20 protein-coding genes are annotated in these 21,991 nt (G+C 54.8%); 5 read left to right on the top strand and 15 right to left on the bottom strand.

Annotated features, from left to right (window positions below):
- Nucleotides 1-1,272 (top strand): dihydrolipoamide acetyltransferase family protein, encoded by a 1,272-nt coding sequence (locus KGB25_RS06950; RefSeq protein ID WP_093215799.1) that lies wholly within the window; start codon nucleotides 1-3, stop codon nucleotides 1,270-1,272.
- A gap of 40 nt (nucleotides 1,273-1,312) precedes the next feature.
- Nucleotides 1,313-2,560: an aromatic amino acid transaminase gene (locus tag KGB25_RS06945; RefSeq protein WP_223434678.1), complete on the top strand. Its 1,248-nt coding sequence runs from the start codon at nucleotides 1,313-1,315 to the stop codon at nucleotides 2,558-2,560.
- A gap of 888 nt (nucleotides 2,561-3,448) precedes the next feature.
- Here the strand turns inward: KGB25_RS06945 and KGB25_RS06940 are convergent.
- The 15 genes from KGB25_RS06940 to KGB25_RS06870 all read right to left on the bottom strand — a co-directional run bounded on the left by KGB25_RS06940 (nucleotide 3,449) and on the right by KGB25_RS06870 (nucleotide 17,562).
- Nucleotides 3,449-3,781: a hypothetical protein gene (locus KGB25_RS06940; RefSeq protein WP_093215812.1), complete on the bottom strand. Its 333-nt coding sequence runs from the start codon at nucleotides 3,779-3,781 to the stop codon at nucleotides 3,449-3,451.
- Between the two features lie 524 nt (nucleotides 3,782-4,305).
- The gene (locus tag KGB25_RS06935; RefSeq protein WP_223434677.1) at nucleotides 4,306-4,695 is read right to left on the bottom strand and encodes a hypothetical protein; all 390 of its coding nucleotides are present in this window, start codon (nucleotides 4,693-4,695) and stop codon (nucleotides 4,306-4,308) included.
- A gap of 352 nt (nucleotides 4,696-5,047) precedes the next feature.
- A complete protein-coding gene (locus tag KGB25_RS06930) occupies nucleotides 5,048-5,551 on the bottom strand; it encodes a hypothetical protein (protein ID WP_223434676.1) in 504 nt (167 codons plus the stop codon).
- Nucleotides 5,552-5,732: 181 nt separating this feature from the next.
- The gene (locus tag KGB25_RS06925) at nucleotides 5,733-6,437 is read right to left on the bottom strand and encodes an alpha/beta fold hydrolase (RefSeq protein ID WP_223434675.1); all 705 of its coding nucleotides are present in this window, start codon (nucleotides 6,435-6,437) and stop codon (nucleotides 5,733-5,735) included.
- A 42-nt stretch (nucleotides 6,438-6,479) separates the two neighbouring features.
- Nucleotides 6,480-7,865, bottom strand: coding sequence for an MFS transporter (locus tag KGB25_RS06920; protein WP_223434674.1), 1,386 nt, complete (start codon nucleotides 7,863-7,865; stop codon nucleotides 6,480-6,482).
- Between the two features lie 30 nt (nucleotides 7,866-7,895).
- Nucleotides 7,896-8,912 carry a Gfo/Idh/MocA family oxidoreductase gene (locus tag KGB25_RS06915; RefSeq protein ID WP_223434673.1) on the bottom strand — a complete coding sequence of 339 codons (1,017 nt, stop codon included), beginning with the start codon at nucleotides 8,910-8,912 and terminating at the stop codon, nucleotides 7,896-7,898.
- Entirely contained in the window at nucleotides 8,905-9,744 is an 840-nt protein-coding gene (locus KGB25_RS06910) for a class III extradiol dioxygenase subunit beta (RefSeq protein ID WP_223434672.1), read from the bottom strand. Before KGB25_RS06910 ends, KGB25_RS06915 begins: the two co-directional genes overlap by 8 nt.
- Nucleotides 9,737-10,138 (bottom strand): protocatechuate 4,5-dioxygenase subunit alpha, encoded by a 402-nt coding sequence (gene ligA, locus KGB25_RS06905; RefSeq protein ID WP_223434671.1) that lies wholly within the window; start codon nucleotides 10,136-10,138, stop codon nucleotides 9,737-9,739. Before ligA ends, KGB25_RS06910 begins: the two co-directional genes overlap by 8 nt.
- A gap of 52 nt (nucleotides 10,139-10,190) precedes the next feature.
- Nucleotides 10,191-11,096: an amidohydrolase family protein gene (locus KGB25_RS06900; protein ID WP_223434670.1), complete on the bottom strand. Its 906-nt coding sequence runs from the start codon at nucleotides 11,094-11,096 to the stop codon at nucleotides 10,191-10,193.
- A gap of 46 nt (nucleotides 11,097-11,142) precedes the next feature.
- A complete protein-coding gene (locus tag KGB25_RS06895; protein ID WP_223434707.1) occupies nucleotides 11,143-12,273 on the bottom strand; it encodes a 4-oxalomesaconate tautomerase in 1,131 nt (376 codons plus the stop codon).
- 518 nt (nucleotides 12,274-12,791) lie between these two features.
- The gene (locus KGB25_RS06890) at nucleotides 12,792-13,502 is read right to left on the bottom strand and encodes a 4-carboxy-4-hydroxy-2-oxoadipate aldolase/oxaloacetate decarboxylase (RefSeq protein WP_223434669.1); all 711 of its coding nucleotides are present in this window, start codon (nucleotides 13,500-13,502) and stop codon (nucleotides 12,792-12,794) included.
- Nucleotides 13,499-14,233: a 4-oxalmesaconate hydratase gene (gene galB / locus KGB25_RS06885; protein WP_223434668.1), complete on the bottom strand. Its 735-nt coding sequence runs from the start codon at nucleotides 14,231-14,233 to the stop codon at nucleotides 13,499-13,501. The genes KGB25_RS06890 and galB overlap by 4 nt, the downstream gene beginning before the upstream one ends.
- A 26-nt stretch (nucleotides 14,234-14,259) precedes the next feature.
- Nucleotides 14,260-15,153, bottom strand: coding sequence for a transporter (locus KGB25_RS06880; RefSeq protein ID WP_223434667.1), 894 nt, complete (start codon nucleotides 15,151-15,153; stop codon nucleotides 14,260-14,262).
- Nucleotides 15,154-15,275: 122 nt separating this feature from the next.
- Nucleotides 15,276-16,232 carry a PDR/VanB family oxidoreductase gene (locus tag KGB25_RS06875; protein WP_223434666.1) on the bottom strand — a complete coding sequence of 319 codons (957 nt, stop codon included), beginning with the start codon at nucleotides 16,230-16,232 and terminating at the stop codon, nucleotides 15,276-15,278.
- Nucleotides 16,225-17,562: a Rieske 2Fe-2S domain-containing protein gene (locus tag KGB25_RS06870; protein WP_223434665.1), complete on the bottom strand. Its 1,338-nt coding sequence runs from the start codon at nucleotides 17,560-17,562 to the stop codon at nucleotides 16,225-16,227. The genes KGB25_RS06875 and KGB25_RS06870 overlap by 8 nt, the downstream gene beginning before the upstream one ends.
- Nucleotides 17,563-17,858: 296 nt before the next feature.
- Here KGB25_RS06870 and KGB25_RS06865 point away from each other — a divergent pair, with 296 nt between their 5' ends.
- From KGB25_RS06865 to KGB25_RS06855, 3 genes are all read left to right on the top strand, one after another.
- Nucleotides 17,859-18,803 (top strand): LysR family transcriptional regulator, encoded by a 945-nt coding sequence (locus tag KGB25_RS06865; RefSeq protein WP_223434664.1) that lies wholly within the window; start codon nucleotides 17,859-17,861, stop codon nucleotides 18,801-18,803.
- A 480-nt stretch (nucleotides 18,804-19,283) separates the two neighbouring features.
- Entirely contained in the window at nucleotides 19,284-20,471 is a 1,188-nt protein-coding gene (locus tag KGB25_RS06860) for an OmpP1/FadL family transporter (RefSeq protein ID WP_223434663.1), read from the top strand.
- A gap of 29 nt (nucleotides 20,472-20,500) precedes the next feature.
- A complete protein-coding gene (locus KGB25_RS06855; RefSeq protein ID WP_223434662.1) occupies nucleotides 20,501-21,976 on the top strand; it encodes an aldehyde dehydrogenase in 1,476 nt (491 codons plus the stop codon).
- The last annotated feature ends 15 nt before the right edge of the window (nucleotides 21,977-21,991 follow it).

Genomic DNA, 21,991 nt, shown 5'->3' with positions numbered 1-21,991 from the left:
ATGAATGACATGACCCTGAAATCCGGCAGCTTGAATATCATTGCGCCCCTTGAGCAGGAAGGCACCAAAGCGGTGGTGCGCACCTGGTTGAAGAAGGCCGGTGATACGGTACATAAGCATGAGCCCGTCGTGGAGTTGGAAACCGACAAGGTGGTGGTGGAGATTGCCGCGCCTGGTGACGGTACTCTGGAGATCATCCTGGGTAACGATGCGGATGCAGCGCCCGGCGCAGTGCTGGGGGTGATCAACCTGGGCGGAGCTGAAGAGGTGGTCGCCCCAGTACCGGCGCCGACCGCCGAAGCGACTGGGGATTTACCGGTGGTGTTTGACCCTGAGCTGCGCCTGTCACCGGCTGTGCGCAGGCTTTTGAGGGAGCACAATTTGGATCCGGCAGCCGTTGAAGCGAGCGGCAGAGGCGGACGCCTCACTCGTGAGGACGTCATCACGTTCGTGCAGGACAAACCGGCAAAAACCGTCAGCCCAACCGCAGCGCAATCCGTGATCCCGGCGTCCCAGGTCACGGCTGCTTCCGCGCCCCTTGCCGCCACCTCAGGAGAGCGCGGTCCTCAGGTCAGCGCCCACGTTCCCCATAGCAGCATGCGCCGCAAGATCGCTGAACATATGCAGCATTCAGTGAGCACCGCCCCTCATGTCACGTCGGTATTTGAGGCCGACTTCAGCGCGATCATCGCCCATCGCAAAAAATATAAAAAACTATTCGCCGACCAAGGGGTGAACCTGACGTTTACCTCCTATTTCGTGGCCGCCTCGGTTCAGGCGATGCTGGCCGTGCCGAACGTGAACAGTCGCTGGAACGACGATTACCTGGAAGTGTTCAAGGACATCAATGTTGGCGTTGGTACCGCGTTGGGGGAGGCCGGGCTGATTGTCCCGGTGATCCACCGGGCCCAGGAGTTATCCATTCTCGGTATCGCGTCACGGTTACAGGGCCTGACCGAAGCGGCTCGTAACGGCAAGCTCAGGTCGGGTGATGTGCAGGGCGGTACGTTCACGATTTCCAACCACGGCACTTCAGGCTCCTTGTTCGCTACCCCGATCATTATCAACCAGCCGCAGTCGGCAATCCTGGGGATCGGCGCCCTGGAAAAGCGTGTGGTGGTTCGAGAAATAGACGGGGCAGACAGCTTCCAGGTTCGGCCAAAGGCCTATGTGTCACTGACGATAGATCACCGCGTGCTCGACGGCAGCGTAACGAATGCCTGGCTGAGTCGCTTTGTGGAAGTGATTGAACAATGGCCTTTGGAAGGCTGACTGGTCCTGAGCCAAAAACGCGACCCCAGTCGCGTTTTTTTTGAAAGAAAAACATCTGACCTTAAAACAAACGGACGGGAGTCTGATTTTGCCAATTTTCCAGAACATACAAGTCTTGCCCAATGATCCGATCCTGGGGCTTGCAGATACCTATGCCCGCGATATACGAAGCAAAAAAATTGACCTGGGTATTGGTGTGTACAAAGACAGCTCCGGTAAAACGCCGGTACTTGCATCTGTGCTGGCGGCAGAAAAATGGTTGCTGGAGAACCAGATCACCAAGGCCTATGTCGGTTCAGAGGGATTGCCGCAGTTTAATCAAGCCATCCTCTCCCTGGTTTTTGGTGAGGATGCGCGCTTGAGTGATCGCTATGCCGCCGTCCAGACACCTGGCGGCACTGGCGCATTGAGGCTGATGGCCGAGTTTCTCAGGCGAACCGCCGTGCAGAACATCCTGATCCAGGTTCCCACCTGGACGATTCACGAAGAGATCTTCAAGCGCGCCGGCCTGCATGTTCAGACGTGTCAGCACCTGACGGATGACGGCGATTTTAATGCTGGTGCTCTGCTGACGGCACTTGAGGCGCTGTCCCCAGGCGATGCCGTGCTGCTCCATGCGTGTTGCCATAACCCGACCGGTATTGACCCCGATAAAGATCAATGGCGTTCGATCCTTGAGGTGGTGAGCCGCAAGGGTCTGCTTCCACTGTTCGATATGGCTTATCAGGGCTTCGGTGCTGGGCTGGAGGAGGACACATGGGCGCTGCGGCTGTTTTGCGATGAGCTGCCCGAAGTGATCGCGAGCATTTCGTGCTCGAAAAACGTTGGGATCTACCGCGAGCGCACCGGTGCCTTGCTAATCAGTTGCGCTGAGCATCTTGTGCTTGAAGCGGTGAAGTCACAGATCATTGATACGGCTCGCTGCCTCTGGTCCATGCCTCCCGCCCATGGTGGGGCGGTAGTCGCTCACATACTCACTATCCCGGCACTGACAGAGCTGTGGCGGCAAGAAGTGCTGGAAATGGGGGAGAGGATCAAGATGCTCAGGAATGGCCTGTGTGCGGAACTTCGAAAAATTGATGCCTATCAGGCATTCAGCAGTATTGAATCGCAGAAGGGGATGTTCTCTTTCCTAAATCGCACGCCCGGGTATGTGCAGCATTTACGTGAAAGCAGTGCGATCTACATGGTAGGGAACGGAAGAATCAATATCTCGGGCTTACCGTTTGATCGTTTGGACGAAGTCGCCGTTGCTTTGAAGTCAGGTCTTTCCGGCGGGCGGGTTTGAAACGGGCGATTGCCTGAAGCTTTACTGAGTAATTCTCATCCAGGCCATGGTGCTCGCTTGGATGACTGGCACGATGGCGCGACGAATGGCGGTGCATTTCTCCACTTCTGTGAGGAATGCATCGTCTGATCTATTGTTCGGGTTCGTCGGGCCGATCCTAATGTTTTTGTTCGTCGTTCCTTTTTATGCGTTTTGGGCACTGATGTACTCGAACAACAAATTACTCATACAGATTGAGGGGAATACTGCAAAAATGACTAATGCCGCGATCTACGCGGATCACCATCAAAGCAACATCTATCCTGTTGATAGTCATCTGAGAGCAGACTCAAGATTCAGATAGCAATCAAGAACTCTTGCTTGGTATGAGCGCAGCCATCGCTTACCTTGGCTCAACTTACTGACCCCTTGGGTCGTTCTCTGCCGGTAATGGTCACGAAGCGTGATGGTCAAATCCGATGCAAATTACTGGTCAGGTCGAATGCAAATGGGTGGGCAAGTCAGTGCAATTACCCACCATAGCCAGAAGTATGCCAGCCAAAGAATTGGATGGCTTACGCTAGTCAGCTTCAAAGCAAGGAGCTGTTATAGAATTTTACATAGTCGAGTGCAGGCGCGGGATTGGTGCGGGCTATATTTATGCTCTTGGCTCCTACGAACTTATTAAATCTGACGTAGAGAAATCACTGCATTAGGAGCATATCGACATCGCTAACTTTCAGTTGTAAGCCGCTGCCTTGCGATATGGTTTATAACCATGGTCACGCTATTGGCAGGCGCGTGACTTTTATCCTTTATCAGTAGCACCTGTTGCGCTGAATGGGGTTAAAGCCCGCCTATGCCAACCCAGTGGGCTCTCTAGCTTTTGCTTAAAAATTTAAGCTTTCGTCATTCCACGTCCATGTCCCCATCTTCGCCTGCAAATAGCGCGTTTTGATGACCCAATAGAAAATTGACATGGGATTTGATGCCAACCATTTGTCCACAATTGTAGTAATCATGGCACAGCGATTCGAAACCGATCAGCGTTTCAACGGGTGTCGCGATAGAGATATATCCAATTAAAACGGCTTTACCTGGATCCGATGGATGAGTGTTCATATGATAAATTGCGAAGAAACCTTCATGCTCCTCGTCATTGCATTGCTGAATTTCCCAGTGGGAATCTTTGCCCAGCTCCTCATTGTATTGCTTGATATATTCTTCTGACTTGTAATTCATGATCATCTCCTTTTTTGTTATGAGGTAATTGTAAAATTGGAGCAAGCAGGGTTGCAACTATCTTGTTTGTGGTTTTTTTCAATATGTGATGGCCAGCGGTGGAGAGTGGAAAATTGTGACTTGCTCTTTAACAACGTTAGGAAGTACGCCGTGAAGATATTGATGTGGCCACAGAATCGAAGCCATCGCGCTGGCAAAATAAGGGCGCGTCGGAAAGACTATGCGCGCCGTGGTCGTTGAATCATAGGGTGGGTTTTAGCCACGGCACCGCCTAAATGCATGGGACTTGGCAGTCGAAGGTGTCCGCCCTAGGTGGGCGCATTGCGGCACAGCAACCCTGTTTGTGTGGCTACACTCGCAGCGCTAGAAAATAAACCTTCTCAAATGATGGTCATTTCCGTTACACCCAGTTGCTGACAGGCATCTCCAATTAATATGGATTCACGTCGTAGCGTGTGTTGTAGCGCTGTGAATGCCCTTTGGAGGCGTACCACTTCGACGGTGAAATGTGAAAGTAGACATTTTCACTGTGCTGCGAGCGCAACAAAAGTTTGCGAGTTCCAATGAAATGCGGCAAGAAGGGAGGCACTGTGATCACCAGTGACTCGGGCAATATGGGGATCTTTACTGATGCGTACGATCCAGGCATTTTCATCGTTGATCGCTGGAAGCTTTTGGCCAGGAATGTCCTGCAAGCCGTCATAGAGCTCGCGCAACCTTGATTGTAAGTAGATGATCAAAGGCTCCCCAGCGACAGGTGTAGGCGCCAGCAGCGCCTGAGCGATCAGCGTTCGCACTGCCTCATGGGAAAAAAGGGTAATCGTAGAATGGATAAGGGTGGTTCCAGTTCGATAGTCGAACCAACTCGGTGCATTGCCATGTTTCGAATCGAACCAAAAGATTTGTGGGTGCATTGTCATCCAGCTGAGCGAGGGTAATGACTGGGAGGTATTTCGCGTCCCCCTTCGTCTGAATGCTTTCAAGGTATACCGACAACGTCCAAGTGCCTTCGGGAATTCTTGCTTCGCGAGGCAGCGGTTCTGACAGCTTGCCGGACAACCGCACAGCTTCGGCGAGTACCGCCAAAGCTTGGTAATCCTCTCCAACGATTTGCGCTGTACTTATGAACTGGGTGACGACACCATGCTTTGCAAATAACCATCTCAACGCGAATTTCGGATCTCAATCTGGATGTACTGTTGCCTCAGCAGATAAAGTTTCAATGATAGCGACGTGGGCCCCACTCGCTTTCAACTCGGGAAGCACCTATTGTTCAACCCATTTGTCGAGGTCGTCTCCCGCACTGTCCGTACAAAGAAACTGCTGCGCTTGAGGCACGGCCAAGTGGATGAATTCAATGAGTGGAGGGGGATTTTTCTTAAACACCTGACTGTGAGTGGCTAAGTCTCGCCGACTCACTTCAAGCCTGCGAATGGTCTGTGAATGCGCCGTGAGCACGGCGATACGCAGTGTCGGCAGCTTGAAGTTGGTGTGCTGAGATTTTGCCCTGCGCATCGCATGAACAACACGGGTAGCAAGCAAGACGTCAGTGCCTGGCAAGGTGTTGAGCAGATGCCAGCACGCCTGATCAAGGAACAAGGGGCCTGCACCGGAACCGATCAGCGAATGCTGCTGGGCTTCAGCATGGATAGGTCGCACAGGGCTATCCAGCAAGGCAATCGGTCGCGATGAGATGAAGGAAATACTGATCCACTCCATCCGGTCCGACAAAGCAATGTGCGCGCTAAGCGTATCCGGCAAGTACAACACGGACTGGGCCTTCCTTTGTGAACCGCGCGAAAACGGACGACTCTTTGCGAGGCGTGACTTATGGAGTACTAACGGAAGATTGGCGAACGATCGAGTATCGACGTCCGGGAATTCTTTGGAACGACGGTATAAGACGGAGAAGGTGGATAGTGCTGCCGTGCTCGTCTGAATCCAAAGGAGTTTATGCTGTTTCGAGTTTCAACCAATCGAGCAAGGCGTTTTGAACTTGGAGTGAAGCCTCAAAAGGAGCCATATGTCCACTGTCCTCGAATACCTTCAAATGGGAGCCGGTAACTCGGCTAGTTATGAATTCGTGCTGCGTTACAGGGCTCCATGCATCCTGCCGGCCAACGCCAACCAGAGTTGGGCAATTGATGGCCGCTAATTGCAGGGAGGCGTCCTTCCGATTCAGCAATGCCTTGATCTGACGTGCCAATATATCTGGCGTCATTCGCAAAACCATTTCACGGAGTGGCTCAATGAATGCAGCACTTTGGGCATGCTTAGGGAGCAACATAGGCGGTAACCAGCGCTCTACGACTGCGACCATGCCGTGTTGATACGCAAGGTCTACCAGCGCCTCGCGGGAATGACTTTCGCCAGGTTTGACGGGGTGCACACCTGTGCTGAGAAGGGCTATACGGGTTATACGCTGTGGCGCACGGCGGTAGACTTCGAGTGCAACTCGAGCCCCCATAGAATGACCTGCGAGCGAGAACCGATCGGGTGCCACGTCTAGCACCCGCTCGGCCATCGCTCCTATTTTATCGAACCCGCTGAAATCAATCGTCATGATTCGAGCATGGCGTGCCAGACCTGGCATCACCTTCATCCAAATGGTGTCGTCACACATGAGACCCGACAGGAGTAAGAGATCTGGCTTCATATGTGGCTCGACTACTGCTGCAGTTGAAAACGCCTATGCAGACTAATGGCTATTTTCACCGACTGGCCTGCTGCTGGTTGCTATTGGATTTAGCGAAACATCTACGCTTTTTTTGGCAGAGTCCTGGAAAGGTCTTAGCTTAACCAAGACGATCGCTGCAATGATCATAGGTGCCGAGAGAATTGCGATATACACGGTTTTATCGAGACCCATCGCTATCAGATATCCAGCTAAAAGCGGCCCTGCTACAGCACCAAGCCGGCCCGCGCCCATGGCAATGCCGGTGCCAGTGCTCCGCACGTGTACAGGGAAGACGCCTGGAACCAGTACGTAAAGCGAATTGACCGCGGAGAACAAGCAGAAGCCTACTGCAATGGCCGCTACCAGTAGAGCCATGCTCGCTCCCGGTGCGGCGGCGAATGACACGGCGGTAATGACCAGCCCCAGCATGAACGCTGCAGCTAACGCTCTAGGCCCAAGTTTTTGCGCCAAAAAGCCATAGACCAAGCAACCTGCTATTCCACCCAGGTTCATTAACAGAGAGCCTGAAATTCCCATGGTTTGAGTCATACCACTCCGTGTGAGGATTTGCGGTGTCCAGCTGAGTAGGAAGTAACAAGTCATCATGACTGTGAAATAAACGACGCTGGTAAAAAACAATCGACTGACCATGTCGCCACTCTTAAGCAACGCAAAAAAACCAGGCTTGGTGTCCGTTACGGAGTGATGAGTTGGAAGCAGGTCCAGTTGGGGCATTCCCATTTTCGATAAAATCCGGTTACAACGCTCCAAAGCATTGGCCGGTTTTTTAGCAATCAAGTAGTCGACCGACTCTGGCATGGCAATCCAGATGAGAGGAAGCAATAGCGCGGCGGCGCCAGCACCAAACAAATACACCGACTGCCATCCGTACGCTTGAATGAGAAACACGGAGAAGATTCCGCCCAACGTAGCGCCTACTGGATACCCGAGCGCCATGAGCGAGACGCACAATGCTTTTCGGCGAGCCGACGAATACTCAGTCACCATGATGTTCACGTTGGCCAGAATTCCGCCAATGCCGATCCCGGTGACCAAGCGCATGAAAGCGAGCTCGCCGAGTCCGCTGGTAAACGCAGATAATCCCATCCCTACCAGCAATAGCATCATGCAAAACATGATCGTCGGCTTTCGCCCGACAATGTCGCCGATCGGCGCAACTGCAACAGCGCCGAGTCCCATTCCTGCCAGACCAGCACTGAATAAGAGCCCAAGGTCGGTGGGGGCAAGCCCCCAATTTATCGATATTGCGGGGCCGGTATAGGCCACCACAAGAACGTCGAAGCCATCCAGGCCGGCAATAAGGGTACAGAGCGCAACGATCAGAATCTGATAATGGCTCATTTTCCCTTTTTTAATAGCGTCCAAGATATCAGCAGCATTATTCATTATTGTTCTGCCTTGTGATTTGGTTATGGATCAATTACGAACCGAGAAGCGATCCGTGGGTGGGGTGAAGTTTTCGCGGGGGAGCATCGAATCCTGTATCGCACCCAGCAAGCGGTAGCAGTTCATGACACCGCTTACACTGGAGCGAGGCGCGCGATCGTTGCGTATCGCATCGACGAATTCCCGATCCTGCAACTCGATGCCATCGGCATATGGCCCGATGCTCGACAGGTCGACGGGCAACCCATAGCCGTCGCTCAACTCGTCATAACGGGCGAGGTAGGTACCTCGATCGCCGATAAAACGAAAGTGACTGCCAAATGGACCTTCGTTGTTGAAGCTCAGGCTCAAGCTGCACAACGCGCCATTGCTACTCTTAAGTTGCAGTGAGAGGTCCATTGCGATCCCCAACTGCGGGTCCAGTGGACCTTGCAGTACGTTCCAGGCGATGACTTCACTGTCTGTCTGATACTGGAAAAGGTCGACGGTATGTGCAGCGTGATGCCACAACAAACTGTCAGTCCATTGTCTAGGCTGGCCTTCGGCGTTGAGATTTTCACGGCGCATAAAGTGCGTGGAGACCACTAGGTGCTGCAGGCGTAAATGGTCCTCACGTATCTGCTGATGCAGCCACTGATGGGAGGGGTTGAAGCGCCGCGTGTGCCCGACCATCGCAACGCGAGGACTTTTGGCGCTTAACTTCAGCAGGCGCTCTGCATCGGGCAGGTTCTCTGCCATCGGAATTTCCACCAGCACATGCTTGCCGGCCTCCAGGCACCGGATAGCCTGGGAAGCGTGCAAAGGCGTAGGCGTACACAGAATCAGTGCATCGACGTTGGAATCAGCCAGCGCATCATCGAGTTCGCAGTAGGTTCTGCCAATACCATAGTGGGCGGCGAGCAAGCGGTTTTGCGTCGCGTCGATACCAACCAACGCCGTAACTACAGCGGTCTCAATGTTCGCCAGCACGTCCAGATGTTTTCGCCCAAACGCGCCGAGGCCTACCAGCGCAATCCGCACCCGAGCCCCGGTATCTGAATCAGTCATTTTCCAGCACCAGCAGACCATAGGCTGTATTGGAGACGGGGATATGGTGGAAGCGATGCAGCTCGCGGACTCGCTCGTTCATGGCGCCACGCATGATCAACCACATCACGAGTTCGATACCTTCCGAGCCTGTTTCACGCAGATACTCGGTGTGTCCGATATTCAGGAGTGTGGCCGGATCACTGACGAATTGATCCAGCCACTTGAGGTCATACTCCCGGTTGGTCAACCCCGCCCGTTCGCCCTGAAGCTGATGGGACATGCCCCCCGTGCCGAAGATAGCGACTTTGATGTCTTTGTCGTAACTGTCGATGGCACGACGCAATGCCCTGCCCAATTGGAAACAGCGGTTACCCGTTGGGGGAGGGTATTGAATGACGTTCACGCACAAAGGGATCACCTTGCACGGCCATACGTCAGGCTGCCCGTAGGCCAACGACAACGGCACCGTCAACCCGTGGTCGACGGTCATGTCAGTCACCAGAGTCATGTCAAACTCGTCGAGAATCAGCGACTCGGCGAGGTGCCAGGCAAAGTCAGGATCACCTTGCACTTGCGGCACAGGCCGTGGCCCATAGCCTTCATCGTGAATATCGAACGTCGTTCCCATGCCAAGGGCAAAGGTCGGGATCAGCGACAGATCGAACTGCGAAGCATGATCGTTGTAGACGACGATACAAACGTCCGGCTTGTGCTCGGCAATCCACGCGCGTGCAGGTTCGACTCCGTCGAACAAGGGTTTCCAATAGGGTTCGCCGGTCTTGCCATGGTCGATTGCCGCGCCAATGGCCGGCACATGAGATGTACCTATCCCGCCAATTAAGTCAGCCATGCATTTGCTCCTTCTTGCTGCGATTGCCAACGATGGAGCGACCGCCATCGAGCATCATTTTCTGGAACGCCTCGAGGGACATTCCGTTGCCGGACATGGCTGCACCTGCTTGCTGCATGCTCAGGCCATCGAAAATGGCCAATTTGAATGTGTAATAAATGTTCCCACCCAACCTCAACATCTCCAGCCATTCGCGCTTCATCACCGCGGCGTGTTGTTGTTCGGTCATCGGGTGACGCCGCAGATAACCCAATGGGTCGCGGCGAAACGACTCACGGTTTTCAGCCAGGTCCAGGGACTTGCAGAACATGTTCAGCGCATAGCCCTTACGATGGTGGCTACCGTCGAACACATAAGTGCCGGGTATGTCGTCGTAGTCTTTTGGCCGGTTCATAGCGGCTCCGATAAGAAAAATCAGGGTTTAATAGGCTGGTTTCGCCGATGAATCAGGCCCAATACAATCGTGTCGGGTTGTCGACCAGCAGTTTGCGTTGCAGCTCGGCGGTGATCGCTATGCGTGGGATGACATCCACCAGCAATCCGTCATCAGGCATGTGATCCTTGAGATTGGGATGGGGCCAATCCGTCCCCCAAAGCACCCTGTCAGGGAACGTTTCGACGACCTTTCGGGCAAAAGGAATGGCATCGCGATATGGATGTGATTCGCCATTCAAGGCCGCAGGGCCGCTGAAACTCAAACGCTCCGGGCAACTGACTTTGGTCCAGATATTTGAGTGCTCGTCGAGCAAGCGCAGGAACAGGCCGAATGATGGTCCGTCAACGTTTTCACTGACGTCAGGGCGACCCATGTGGTCGACCACCACTGGCAGTGGTAGACCAACGAAGAAATCCCAAAGCTCAGTTAAGTCCTGCGCCTCGAAATACACCACCACATGCCAGCCTAATGGCGCGATACGCTGCGCAATAGCCTGTAATTCTTCACGAGGGGTGAAGTCCACCAGTCGCTTGACGAAGTTGAACCGCACGCCCCTCACACCTGCGTTATGAAGCTCACGCAACTCTTCGTCGGTTACGTTGTTCTTGAGCGTAACGACACCGCGAGCCCGACCGCCGGAGTGCAGCAAAGCGTCGACCAAAGCTCGATTGTCACTGCCATGGCAGGTGGCCTGCACGATCACGCTACGGTCAAATCCGAGGCGTCGATGCAAGGCGAATAGCTGTTCTTTGGACGCGTCGCACGGTGTGTATTTTCTTTCTGGTGCGAAGGGAAAACTGGCCGCGGGACCGAACACATGACAGTGAGCATCCACGGCGCCCGGAGGCAATTGGAAGGACGGCTTACTTGGATCGGGGTGAAAATTAAGCCAGCCGGGGGTGATATCGCTAGTCATGATTACTCTCGATTGAGGTGGAACGCTGCGTTTTTTAAGACTGGAGTCAGTCCGTGAATCCAGGCCAGACGGCCTGCGGGATGAAGACTTCACCGCGCATCAACAGCCGAGCGGTTCGCAACAGGGTGGCACTCGTCACCGTGGGGTCGCGACCGTCGGAGGAAGATTCAAGGCCTAGTTCCAGAGTGAATTCGCCAGTCGGGTGTTCCACGCTGACGGTCTGTTTGAGCCCTCCGTGCACCTCGGCCAGTCCGTCAGCTACCGTGCCGGTAAGGACGCAGGCGGTGGCGACGGTGACAGCGGCCAGCACACCGATAGCGTCGTGGCATACATGGGGAATAAAGCAGCGAGTGACGATGCTGCCGCCTTGCAGCGGGGAGGCAATCAGACACATTTTTGGGTAGTTGCGCGCGCTGACATCACCCAGCCCCATCAAGTCGCCGCACACCAGTCGCAAAGCTTCAAGCTGGGTCTTGAGCTCGTCGTCGGCGTTAAGCATTGAAGTTGGTTCTGAACCTGTGCGCCCTAGCGCGCTGGCGGGAATGAGGACCATTGGCATGCCATTGTCAATGCAAGTCACGTCCAAGGAGAAGCCGTCCGGCAACATGATCCGATCGCGCCGATTGCCGGTAGGCAGTAAACCTGAACAGACCGATCCGGCGGTTTCAAGAAAGTTGATACCGATTGGAGCAGCCTGCCCCGGTACACCATCGATGCGTGTGGCACCCGCATATTCGACGTGACGCGCGTCACCTGAACTCGGCGTCTGTACGGTGATGTCACACTGCATTCCGGTATTGAGTGTGAGCACACGCAATGTCGTCACATCGCTTTGGGCTTTAACCAATCCGCGCTCCAGGGCAAACGGCACCACGGCAGCGAGCATGTTGCCGCAATTGGCCGTGGTATCGACTCGATCGCTGTCGGGCTGGAGTTGTGCAAAGAGAAACTCCAGATTCACACCCGGAACATTACTGATACCAACAATGCCCACTTTGCTCGTCAGCGGATGGGCGCCACCCAAGCCATCGATCTGTCGACGGTCGGGGGAACCCATGATGGCGAGTAGGACACGATCGCGGGTAGAGATATCGACCGGCAGATCAGCCCGATCGAAAAAAGGACCGCGTGAAGTACCTCCACGCATGAAAAGGCAAGGGATCGAAGTCTGAGTCATCATTGTGCTCGCAATCGTCGCTTCTTATTAGTCAGGATGCAGAGGTGTTTAATTACCGCCGTCCCGTTAAATCATGATAGGTAGCCCTACCAAGTCCAGCAATGCGATCCGGTATATGACTGTTATCGAATAAAAGCATCGCTCAATTTGCTACTAGCATTGAGCGCACGAGTCGTCGCGGTATGAATGGCATTAGCTGCTCCATATAGATCTGGTCGTGCGAGCTCCCATTGCACGTCGAGTCAAAACGCCAGTCCGAAGTGTCGGTGATTGTCAAACTGCTATTTGGAGTAAATCGACTGATCCAAGCCGGCGATGTTGTCGGCAATAACAGCCTGCGCGGCCAGGAACCCTTTGTGTACTCCAGTTTCTCGGGAGCGCCCAATTAAATGAGGTTATTAGCAAAATCTCTTAGATAAACTTAATAGGCAAGCAAGCCCACTTACAATGAGTGCTAATTCAGTTTAATTATTTAACGCGACCCCAGCATTAACCAGGGTCGGTTTAACAAGCGTATTTTAGCCAGCGTTTTTATCTTGGTATTGAAGCAGGTCGTCGTAATAGACGAGTCCATGTGCCTGCAAGGTTGGGCGCATATCATAGATGTCCAGCCCAAGCTCACCGCTGGCCAGCCGATTACGCTTGCCAATCTCCAGTGCTTCACGTTGCTTGGCTGCGGCGAGCACTTTCTCCACGTTTGAATGGGGCACTACGACAACACCGTCATCGTCAGCCACGATTGCGTCGCCAGCAACGATGTAAGCGCCAGCGCAGACGATTGGAATATTGACCGACCCCAAGGTAGCCTTGATCGTGCCCTTGGCACTGATCGATCGCGACCAGACAGGGAAACCCATTGCGGTTAGCGTGGACACGTCTCTACAGCCTGCATCTATGATCAAGCCCCGCACGCCCCTGGCCATGAGTGAGGTCGCAAGAAGGTCACCAAACATACCGTCATGGTTTTCCGAGGTGCAGCCCACCACCAGGATGTCTCCAGGTTTGCACATTTCCACCGCCACATGCAGCATCCAGTTATCGCCGGGTTGAGCAAGGACAGTCACCGCCGGGCCAGCAATCGCCGCGCCCTTGTAGATTGGATGCATGTAGGTCTGCAGCAACCCGCTACGGCCCTGAGCCTCATGGACTGTAGCCACCCCCAATACCGCCAGTTCCTCGCCGATTTGCTGGGAGAATCGCGGTAAATTTCGAATTGCGACCCCGCTCATGACAAGTCTCCTGTTACACGTGGGAAGACGCTCTGATAGCCCTCGGCATAAATGATGTCACGCTGGGCCGTGATTCCGATATTCCGCTTGGCCTGAACGCCACGCTGTAAAGCGACCCGGGTGTAGTACTCCCAGAGATGCTCCTGTCCGGCCATGCATTTGATAGCGGCCAGTTTTTTATCCCACACGGGCGTGATGTCCAGCAGTACGTCGGGTTTCCACTCGCACTGTTCCGGCTGATGCGGTTCGAAGCTGTAAACCGGCGGCGCACCAACGATTTTTTCCCCTGGGCGATATCCCTCGGCTTGGGCAATGATGCGCGCTTCCTGGGTGAGGTGCGTCGCCAAAGGGTGGTCGTAGTTGTAGGGGTCCTTGAGAGAGTGGCTCAATGCAAATGCCGGCTGCACCCGACGAAACACATCAGCTAGGCGGAACAGCACTTCTTTGTCCGCTCTCATTGGATAATCACCAATGTCGAAAAACTCGATAGTGGCGCCAAGGATGTCCGCTGCTGCCTGGGCTTCGGCCCGACGTCCGACCTTGACCTTGTCTTCGGTCATTTCACCTTTGCGCCACATTTTTGCCGACTCACCCCTTTCGCCAAAGGACAGGCACACAATGTGAACCTTGTAGCCTTGCTGGGTATGCAGAGCGATGGCGCCAGCGGCGCGCCAGACAAAATCAGCCGAGTGCGCGCTCACCACCAGTGCGGATTTTTGTTCGTTTGACATGTCGGAGTTCCTTTGTCTTTCAATAATCAGAAGAAGTAGCCAATACGCACAAAACCTGAGTAATCGAACTTGTATCCGCCATCCACTTGGAGGTCGCGAGTGAGCTCCGAATACAATTGCACGTCTGGTCTAATCCAGTAGCCCAATCCGGCGCGCGCGCGGGTCGAATCTGAACGTCTGCCGGTATCAACGCCGTCCAGGGTCGAATCGCCACCCCAGGTTCGGGTCAGCCCGACCGAAGTGGTGACCTTGTTGGCGAAGGTGTAACTGAGCCACGGCTGTAGGGTGTACACGGGATCTTGCTTAAGTGTGCGATTGACTGGCGTTGATTCCGTATTGTCGCCGTACCAACTGACGTCGCCGGTCAGCTCAGCGCGCCAGGCACCGAAGCTATGTACATAGCCGGCTTGCAGGGCGGCGGAATAGCGGTTGTTGCCCATGTTGACTTTGCTGTCATTGTCATAGCTGCCCTGAGGCAAGAACAGATAGCCGGTGATCCCCAGATAACGTTTATTCACCGTGTCGTTGAGGGGCCACGCTGTCACCGCCACGAATGGGTCGGCCAGGCCTGAATCATCGCCGACATGGTTGCCGCTCACTTTTAGTTTTTGTGAGCCGAAAGGCAGTCCGAGTTGCACCTGAACTCTCGTCTGGTCGACATCAATCATGTGGAAGAGCCGAATCAGTCCGGTCCGGGTATCCAGTTGAGTGTCGTGGTCCACGGTCGGGCCTTTTTCCGGGTGGTATTCAGTTGCCCGCCCACCTCCCAGATACAGCATTGCGATGCTGCTACCGGCCGGGGCGGGCAGGTAAGCACCGGGTGAGACGTCCAGCGCCCACGCTTCCGTAAAACAGCCAAGCGAAGCGAATGCGCCGACTGGAATGGCGGCGTTGCGTATACAGCGAGGTAATGAAATCATGCGTTGTCTCCGTTGTTGTTTTTGTTCGGAATACACGATCGTTATTCTGGTGATTGCTACGAGTCAGACCATCAATAAAAGGCAGAGCCGGCGAGCGAGCGTGGTCACTCGCCAGCTCCGGGTTAAAGGTCGAGAACCAACCGCTTGCTTTTGGCGCGTGAGCAGCAAGGCGTGAATTGGTCGTTTGAGGTTTTTTCGCGATCACTCAGGTAGTAGTCCCGATGATCAGGAACCCCATCCAGCACCTTCGTCACACATGTGCCGCAGATGCCCTGCTGACAGGAAACCGGAATCTCGATGCCCACCGCCAGCAACACATCCGTTACCGTTTGCTGGGGGCCAACCTCAAGAACCTGGCCGGTGCTTGCCACTTGGATCTCAAACTGATCACTGCTTTGTTCTTCGCCGCTAGCGGGCGCGCTGAAATACTCGCGGTGCAGATTTGCCTCTGGCCAATGCAGTTCGCGTGCGATGCCGAGAACGAAGTCCATGAACCCGCCGGGGCCGCAAATATAGAGGTGCTTGTGCGGCTGCGGATGACTGAGCAACTCCCTGACATCCAGACGCGCTTGACCATCATCGACATCGAATTGGCATTGGCTGCTGCTGCTGTAGGACGACGCTTCGACTCGCTTCACGAATGCAGCGCTGGCGGCGCTACGAGCGAAGTAGAAGAGGGAAAACGACTGTCCCCGATCATTCAAGACTTCAGCCATGCTGAGGATGGGAGTGATGCCGATACCGCCAGCGAATAACAGGGAATGATCGGCCTCCGGTTCCAGCTCGAACAGGTTGCGCGGCTCGCTGATCCACACCGTTTGACCAACGTGCAAATCCTCATGCATGCCTTTGGAGCCGCCGCGGGAGTCTGCGGTTTGCAAGACACCCAACTGATAACGATGGCGTTCATCCGGATGATTGCAGAGCGAGTATTGACGAATCAGCCCCGGTCGGACTTGCACGTCGATGTGCGAGCCCGCCGTGAACGGTGGCAAAGCCCTGCCATCAGGATGCTGGAACTCGAACAGAAAAATATTTTCGGCTTCAAGCTCTTTGCGGGTAAGGGTGACCTCAAACATCACGACCTCCGCTGCTTTCAGGGGCGAACAGGTGATCCTCGGAGTGGAGCGTGCAGAACGATTCCTGGCTGGTATTAGGATCAATGACGCCAGTGATCACTACCATGTCTTTGAAGTTGTTTTCTTCGACCGTGCGCACCACGCCGCGTGGATCCTTGCCTTCGAGTACATCGCGGGCGCCCTCGTCAAGCATCCGGCGTGCGCGCATGATCGCCACGTCCGTTGCGCCCAAATGCTCTTGGGTATGATCGTGGATGACGCCTTGGGATTGGGTAATTGCAATATCGTGCACAGAGAAACATTCGCCCATGCCCAGGTAGGCAGCTTCTTTCATCGAATCGCGATCTTGCATAAAGAGCGGGTCATCGGCGCGCAGCATGCGGTCGTGTTCATCTTTCTCTGCCTGGTATTGCTTCTCCAGACTTTCTTTATCGAGTTGCCCGCTGCGGTGATAGATGAATTCCCAACGCCAGTGCGCATGATCGTCGATTGGTACGTCCCACAACATCGTGAGACCGCCGTCCCCCAGATAACCTTCGAATCCACCGACCGCGCAGGCGTTAGGCATGACGTAATTTGTGATTCGGATTGAGGTGTCGCGGGTTTCGCCAATGGCGCGCTTGGTATAAAGACGAACACCGAACCGGGTGTCTTCGATGCTGATGATCGGACGTGCTTTGTTTGAAAATACACCCCAGCGCGCTTGCATGGTTTCGTCGGTCAGATTCACCTGATGCAGATAGGAGGTATGCACCGGGTCAATGTTGCCTTCACTGGCTTGCAGCCAGTTGCAATCACCGCGCCAACGGCAGGTATAACGGTGTTCATCGCCGCCCGCGAGCGCCGGGTAGTTAGGAAAAAGCGGCGGCTCGCCAGGCCCCATGTAGGCCCAGAACGCACCGGCCGCTTCATGCAGCGGATAGGAATGAGTGCGTACCTTGTCCTTGGCGTTTGGGGAATGTTCCGCCGGTTGATCAAGGCATTTGCCTTTACCGTCGAACAGCCAGCCGTGATATGGACAGCGCAGACCGCCATCTTCGATACGACCCAAAGCCAGGTCTGCGCAGCGGTGCGCACACTTGCGATTGATCAGCCCTACTTCACCTTTATCATCGCGAAACAGCACCAGGTCTTCGCCCATGATCCGCACAGGGAAAGGCGCTGAGCCGGGTGGTACGGCATCAGCCAGGGCAATGGGCTGCCAGTAGCGGCGCAGGAGTTCGCCGGCCGGTGTTCCGCGGTTGGTGCGAGTCAGATATTGGTAGCGTCCAGGGCCGCGCTCATTTGGAATACTGTCTTGAACCACAGGGATCAGGCTTGTCTGGTCCATCTTTTAAATCCTGTTTTTGAAGTACCGAACTACCGGGAGGAATGAACCTGCGCAGGCGGACGGTTACGTTTTTATTGGAGGCTCATTAGTCATAAGCTGGTGTCAACAGTGAGGGTTGGCGGCGGAGTCGATCAATAACGCACCGCCACTAGCAGCTATGCAAAAACAGCTATGCAAAATTTCGATAACCCTGCTCGGTGGTGCTGCAGTTGTGATACGAGCCGCTGGGGTGCATTCTGATAAGTAATGCAACGGCACAATCAGCCAACCCTCACAACTAAAAAAACGGGATTGGAATGGACATCAAGCAGCTTGAATATTTCAGTCAGGTCGCGGAACTGGGTAGTTTCAGTAAGGCATCGGCTTTTCTCGATATCGCTCAACCGGCACTGAGCCGTCAGATCCGCCAGTTGGAAATCGAACTGCGCGCGTCACTGTTCGAGCGCACAGGTCGTGGCGTTACGCTCACGGCGGCGGGCACCCGGTTGCTCAAACATTCGCGAGGCATTCTTCGGCAAATCGATCTGGCGCGAGCCGACATTGATCAACACCGCAATGTCGCCGAAGGGCGTTTGGTTTTGGGCTGGCCACCCAGTTTGGGGCGCACCGCTACGGTTCCGTTGGTGGAGGCGTTCCGTGAACAGTTTCCAGGCGTGACACTGTGCTTGGTGGAGGGGTTGTCGACTCATATTCTCGAGTGGTTGGGTATTGGTCGACTCGATTGCGGAGTGGTCTATAACACCATGCCTACGGCGAATGTGGATCTCCTGCCTCTAGCTGAAGAGCCGCTGTTTCTGATCTCACCGCGCACCCCTGACGACGATGTCACGATTGGTGGTTCTATCAGCCTTGAAGCGCTCGCCGAGCTGCAATTCATCATCCCGGGACGGCCGAACAATATTCGTCTCTTGCTTGAGCAGTCCCTAGCGACGGTAGAGCGAAAAATCAAAGTGCGTTACGAGATAGAGAGCATTCCGGCCATCCATGAGCTGGTGCGGCGGGGACACGGCCACGCAGTCCTGCCAATGAACGCCATCGGTGACGATAACTGTCACCTCGATAAACTTCTTAGTGTTCGGGCGATAGAGCCAGAACTGGCCACCAGCCTTTGGTTGGCCACTTCCACTCATCGGCCATGTAACCTGTTAACCCAGCAAGCATTGGGGCTTATCGACTCAATCATTCGTGAAGAAATCCGGCAACGGTCGATTGCCGTACGCTCACTGATGCTGCCCACCTGATCGATGCTTTTATTCGATAACAGTCATGCGCCAGATCGCATTGCTGGTGTCCATTGGCCTCTCTACCATCGCTTCACAGGACGACGGTTACATGCCGTTACGTTCTGACCAATAAGAAGCGATGATTGCGAGCGCCAATAATGACTCAGACTTCAAGCCTCTACTTTCCCATGCAGGGTGAAACTTCTCGCGGACTGTTTTCCGATCGCGCTATCTCTCCCGCCGAGCATTTAGTCTTCGACTTGCTATTGCCTGAGGTCGTATACCTTTTTCCTCCCGTGGCCAATTAATTAAGTATTGGCTAAGTCGCAACGGAGGCCTTGTCAGGCTTCGATTCAGCATGAATGAACCACCAAAGTGTCAACTAACCAGGGGGTAATTACGGCATGTTGGCGCCCTGAAAATTTACACTAATGACTATCCGGTTCTCGGCTTAGTCACTTTGCTGTCGCCTCACCATAAAAACAAAAGAGAGGGATCATGAGCACTACGTTCAGGCACTACGTCGTCCGGACTTTGGCAGGTTGCATGGGGGGGTTGGCACTAGGCGCTCCGGACATGACGCATGCTTCCAATGGTCTATATACCGATGGCCAAGGGTTGAAAAGTGTAACGATGGGCGGTGCGTCAATTGCATTGCCACAGGACTCCATGGCCGCCGCTTCCAACCCGGCCGGCATGGCGTATGTAGGCAATCGAGTTGACGGCGACATTCAGCTATTCATCGGCAGTAACGAGGCTACTTATGGCTCCCCGGACAATCGTCTGCGTGGCCACAAAACAGTGCCCATCCCGGAGTTTGGATTCAACTACGACCTTTCACCGAAGTTGAGCTTGGGTGTGTCTTCCATCGGTGCAGGCGTGGGCTGGGACTACGATGGCCCACTGTTTCAGAACCAAGGTTTGCCACGGTTTCAGGCGATGCTCAAACAGGCCGGTGTGGCGCCAACGTTAGCGTATAAAGTTACTGACAACTTTGCGCTGGGTGTTTCAGTTACCGCGGCGTACCAGTCACTTTTAGTCCGTGGCACTGCTCTGCCAACGCCAGCCGGTCCAGCCATCTTGCCCGACCATGGTACCCAAGGCGCCTGGAGCTATGGTTTTCGCCTAGGTGCCCTGTGGACCCCCGTCGCCCCTCTGACATTGGGTGTCTCGTATACCAGCAAACAAAAAGCCACCAGCTTCGACGGATATAAGGATGACCTGTTGGCGGTCTCGGACGGCAAGCTCGACAGCCCTGAAATTCTCGGCGCCGGGTTGGCCTGGCGACCCACCAGCCAGTTGACCGTAGCCTTCGATTACCGGTTGATCCGCTGGTCTGGGGTTGAAGCACTCAACAGCGATCAAACCTTCGGCTGGCGTGATCAGCACAACATGCGCCTGGGGCTGGCCTATCAACTCGATGAACAGTGGACCGTCCGTACGGGCATCAACTACGCCAACCGTCAGTTCGCCAGCGATTCCCTCGTTGCCAACATTCTGATTCCAGGGCTACTGCACAAATCCTACAGCGCTGGCGTGACACGCACGGTAGGCGATCACGGTGAGGCAACCTTTGGATTAGTTAAAGACCTCAGCGAGCACGTGACCGGCACCGGCAAAAGCGACGGGTCAACCATCGACGTCAAGTACGGCTACGTCGTAATGGGCTATGGCTACAAATTCTGATCAACCATCGCTACTTACCGGGAGTTGCCATGAAACAGCCCATCTTCGACTTTAAAAAAGAACTGTCGGATAACGTTCGTTCGTGTTTTTTCATCGCAGGTAAATGGTTGCCAGTGCACGGAGTCCAGCGCCGCGTGCTGATCGATCCTTCTACCGAAGCGCCACTGTGCGATGTACCTTTGGCCAATTTTTCCGACATCGACCAAGCTGTCGCGGCAGCGCGGCAAGCGTTCGATGTGGGACCGTGGGCGCGCATGACAGGTCCGCAGCGGGCAACTCATTTGCGGCAGTTTGCAGAGATCGTTAACGATCGCTTACCCCTGCTCACGCGACTCTGGACCGCACAGGTCGGTGCGCCAGTGGGTTTTGCAGGCCTTTTTTCCGGTTTCGGTCCAACCATGCTCGACTACTACGCGCAGTTGGCTGACACTTTCGAATTCACCCAGGTTCGCGATACGTACCAAGGCCAGGCCAGCGTTGTCCGTCATCCGGTGGGAGTCGTCGCGCTGATTGCGCCTTGGAACGCGCAGCTACCTATCCTGACGTACAAGCTGGGCGCCGCACTCGCAGCGGGGTGTACCGTGATTATCAAGTCACCGCCGGAATCACCTTTCGATGCCTTGGTGTTGGCCGAATGCGCTGAAGAGGCGGGAATTCCGCACGGCGTGATCAATGTCGTCACAGCAGATCGTGAGGAAGGTGCCTACCTTGTAGCATCAGCCGGGGTCGACAAGGTCAGCTTTACCGGCAGCACTGTGGTAGGCAAAGACATCGCGAACGTTTGTATCCAGCGCATGGCGCGTTTCACTCTGGAGCTGGGCGGTAAGTCCGCCGCCATCATGCTGGATGACGCCGACCTGCAAACGACTGTCGGGGTTCTTGCCCATTTCAGCATGCCGTTTTCCGGACAGATTTGTTTCGCTCAAACCCGGCTACTGGTGCCTCGGTCGCGCCATGATGAATTCGTCACCGCCTATACACAGGCGGTTGCCGGCCTGACGATCGGCGACCCTTGGGACGACACGACTCATGTGGGGCCGGTGGCTGGTGCGACTCAATATGAGCGCGTATTGACCTATATCCAGACCGGGTTGGAGGAAGGTGCGCGAATCGTCACAGGCGGTGCGCGGGTCGAAGGACGGGAAATGGGTTTCTTCATTCAGCCAACGGTGTTCGTCGACGTGACGCCTGAAATGACGATTGCACGCCAGGAGATCTTTGGTCCGGTGGTAGTGATCCTCGCCTACGAGGACGAAGCTCACGCTCTGCGCCTGGCCAACGACAGCGATTTCGGTCTCAGCGGGAGCGTGTTCAGCGCGTCCACCGAGCGGGCTGCCGCCTTTGCGCGCCAGGTCAAGACCGGAAACGTCACCATTAATGGTCTGCAGATGGCGCCCAACGTTCCTTTTGGCGGGTTCAAGCAATCAGGTATGGGACGTGAAGGCGGTCCTGAAGGCCTGGACGCTTTTCTCGAATCCCAAGCGATTTACTTCCCCGGCGTTTGAGCCCCTTACCGCAGG

The organism is Pseudomonas sp. BF-RE-21, from assembly GCF_019947305.1.
In the GTDB taxonomy this organism is placed as follows: domain Bacteria; phylum Pseudomonadota; class Gammaproteobacteria; order Pseudomonadales; family Pseudomonadaceae; genus Aquipseudomonas; species Aquipseudomonas migulae.
This window is presented reverse-complemented; position numbering and strand designations above follow the sequence as displayed.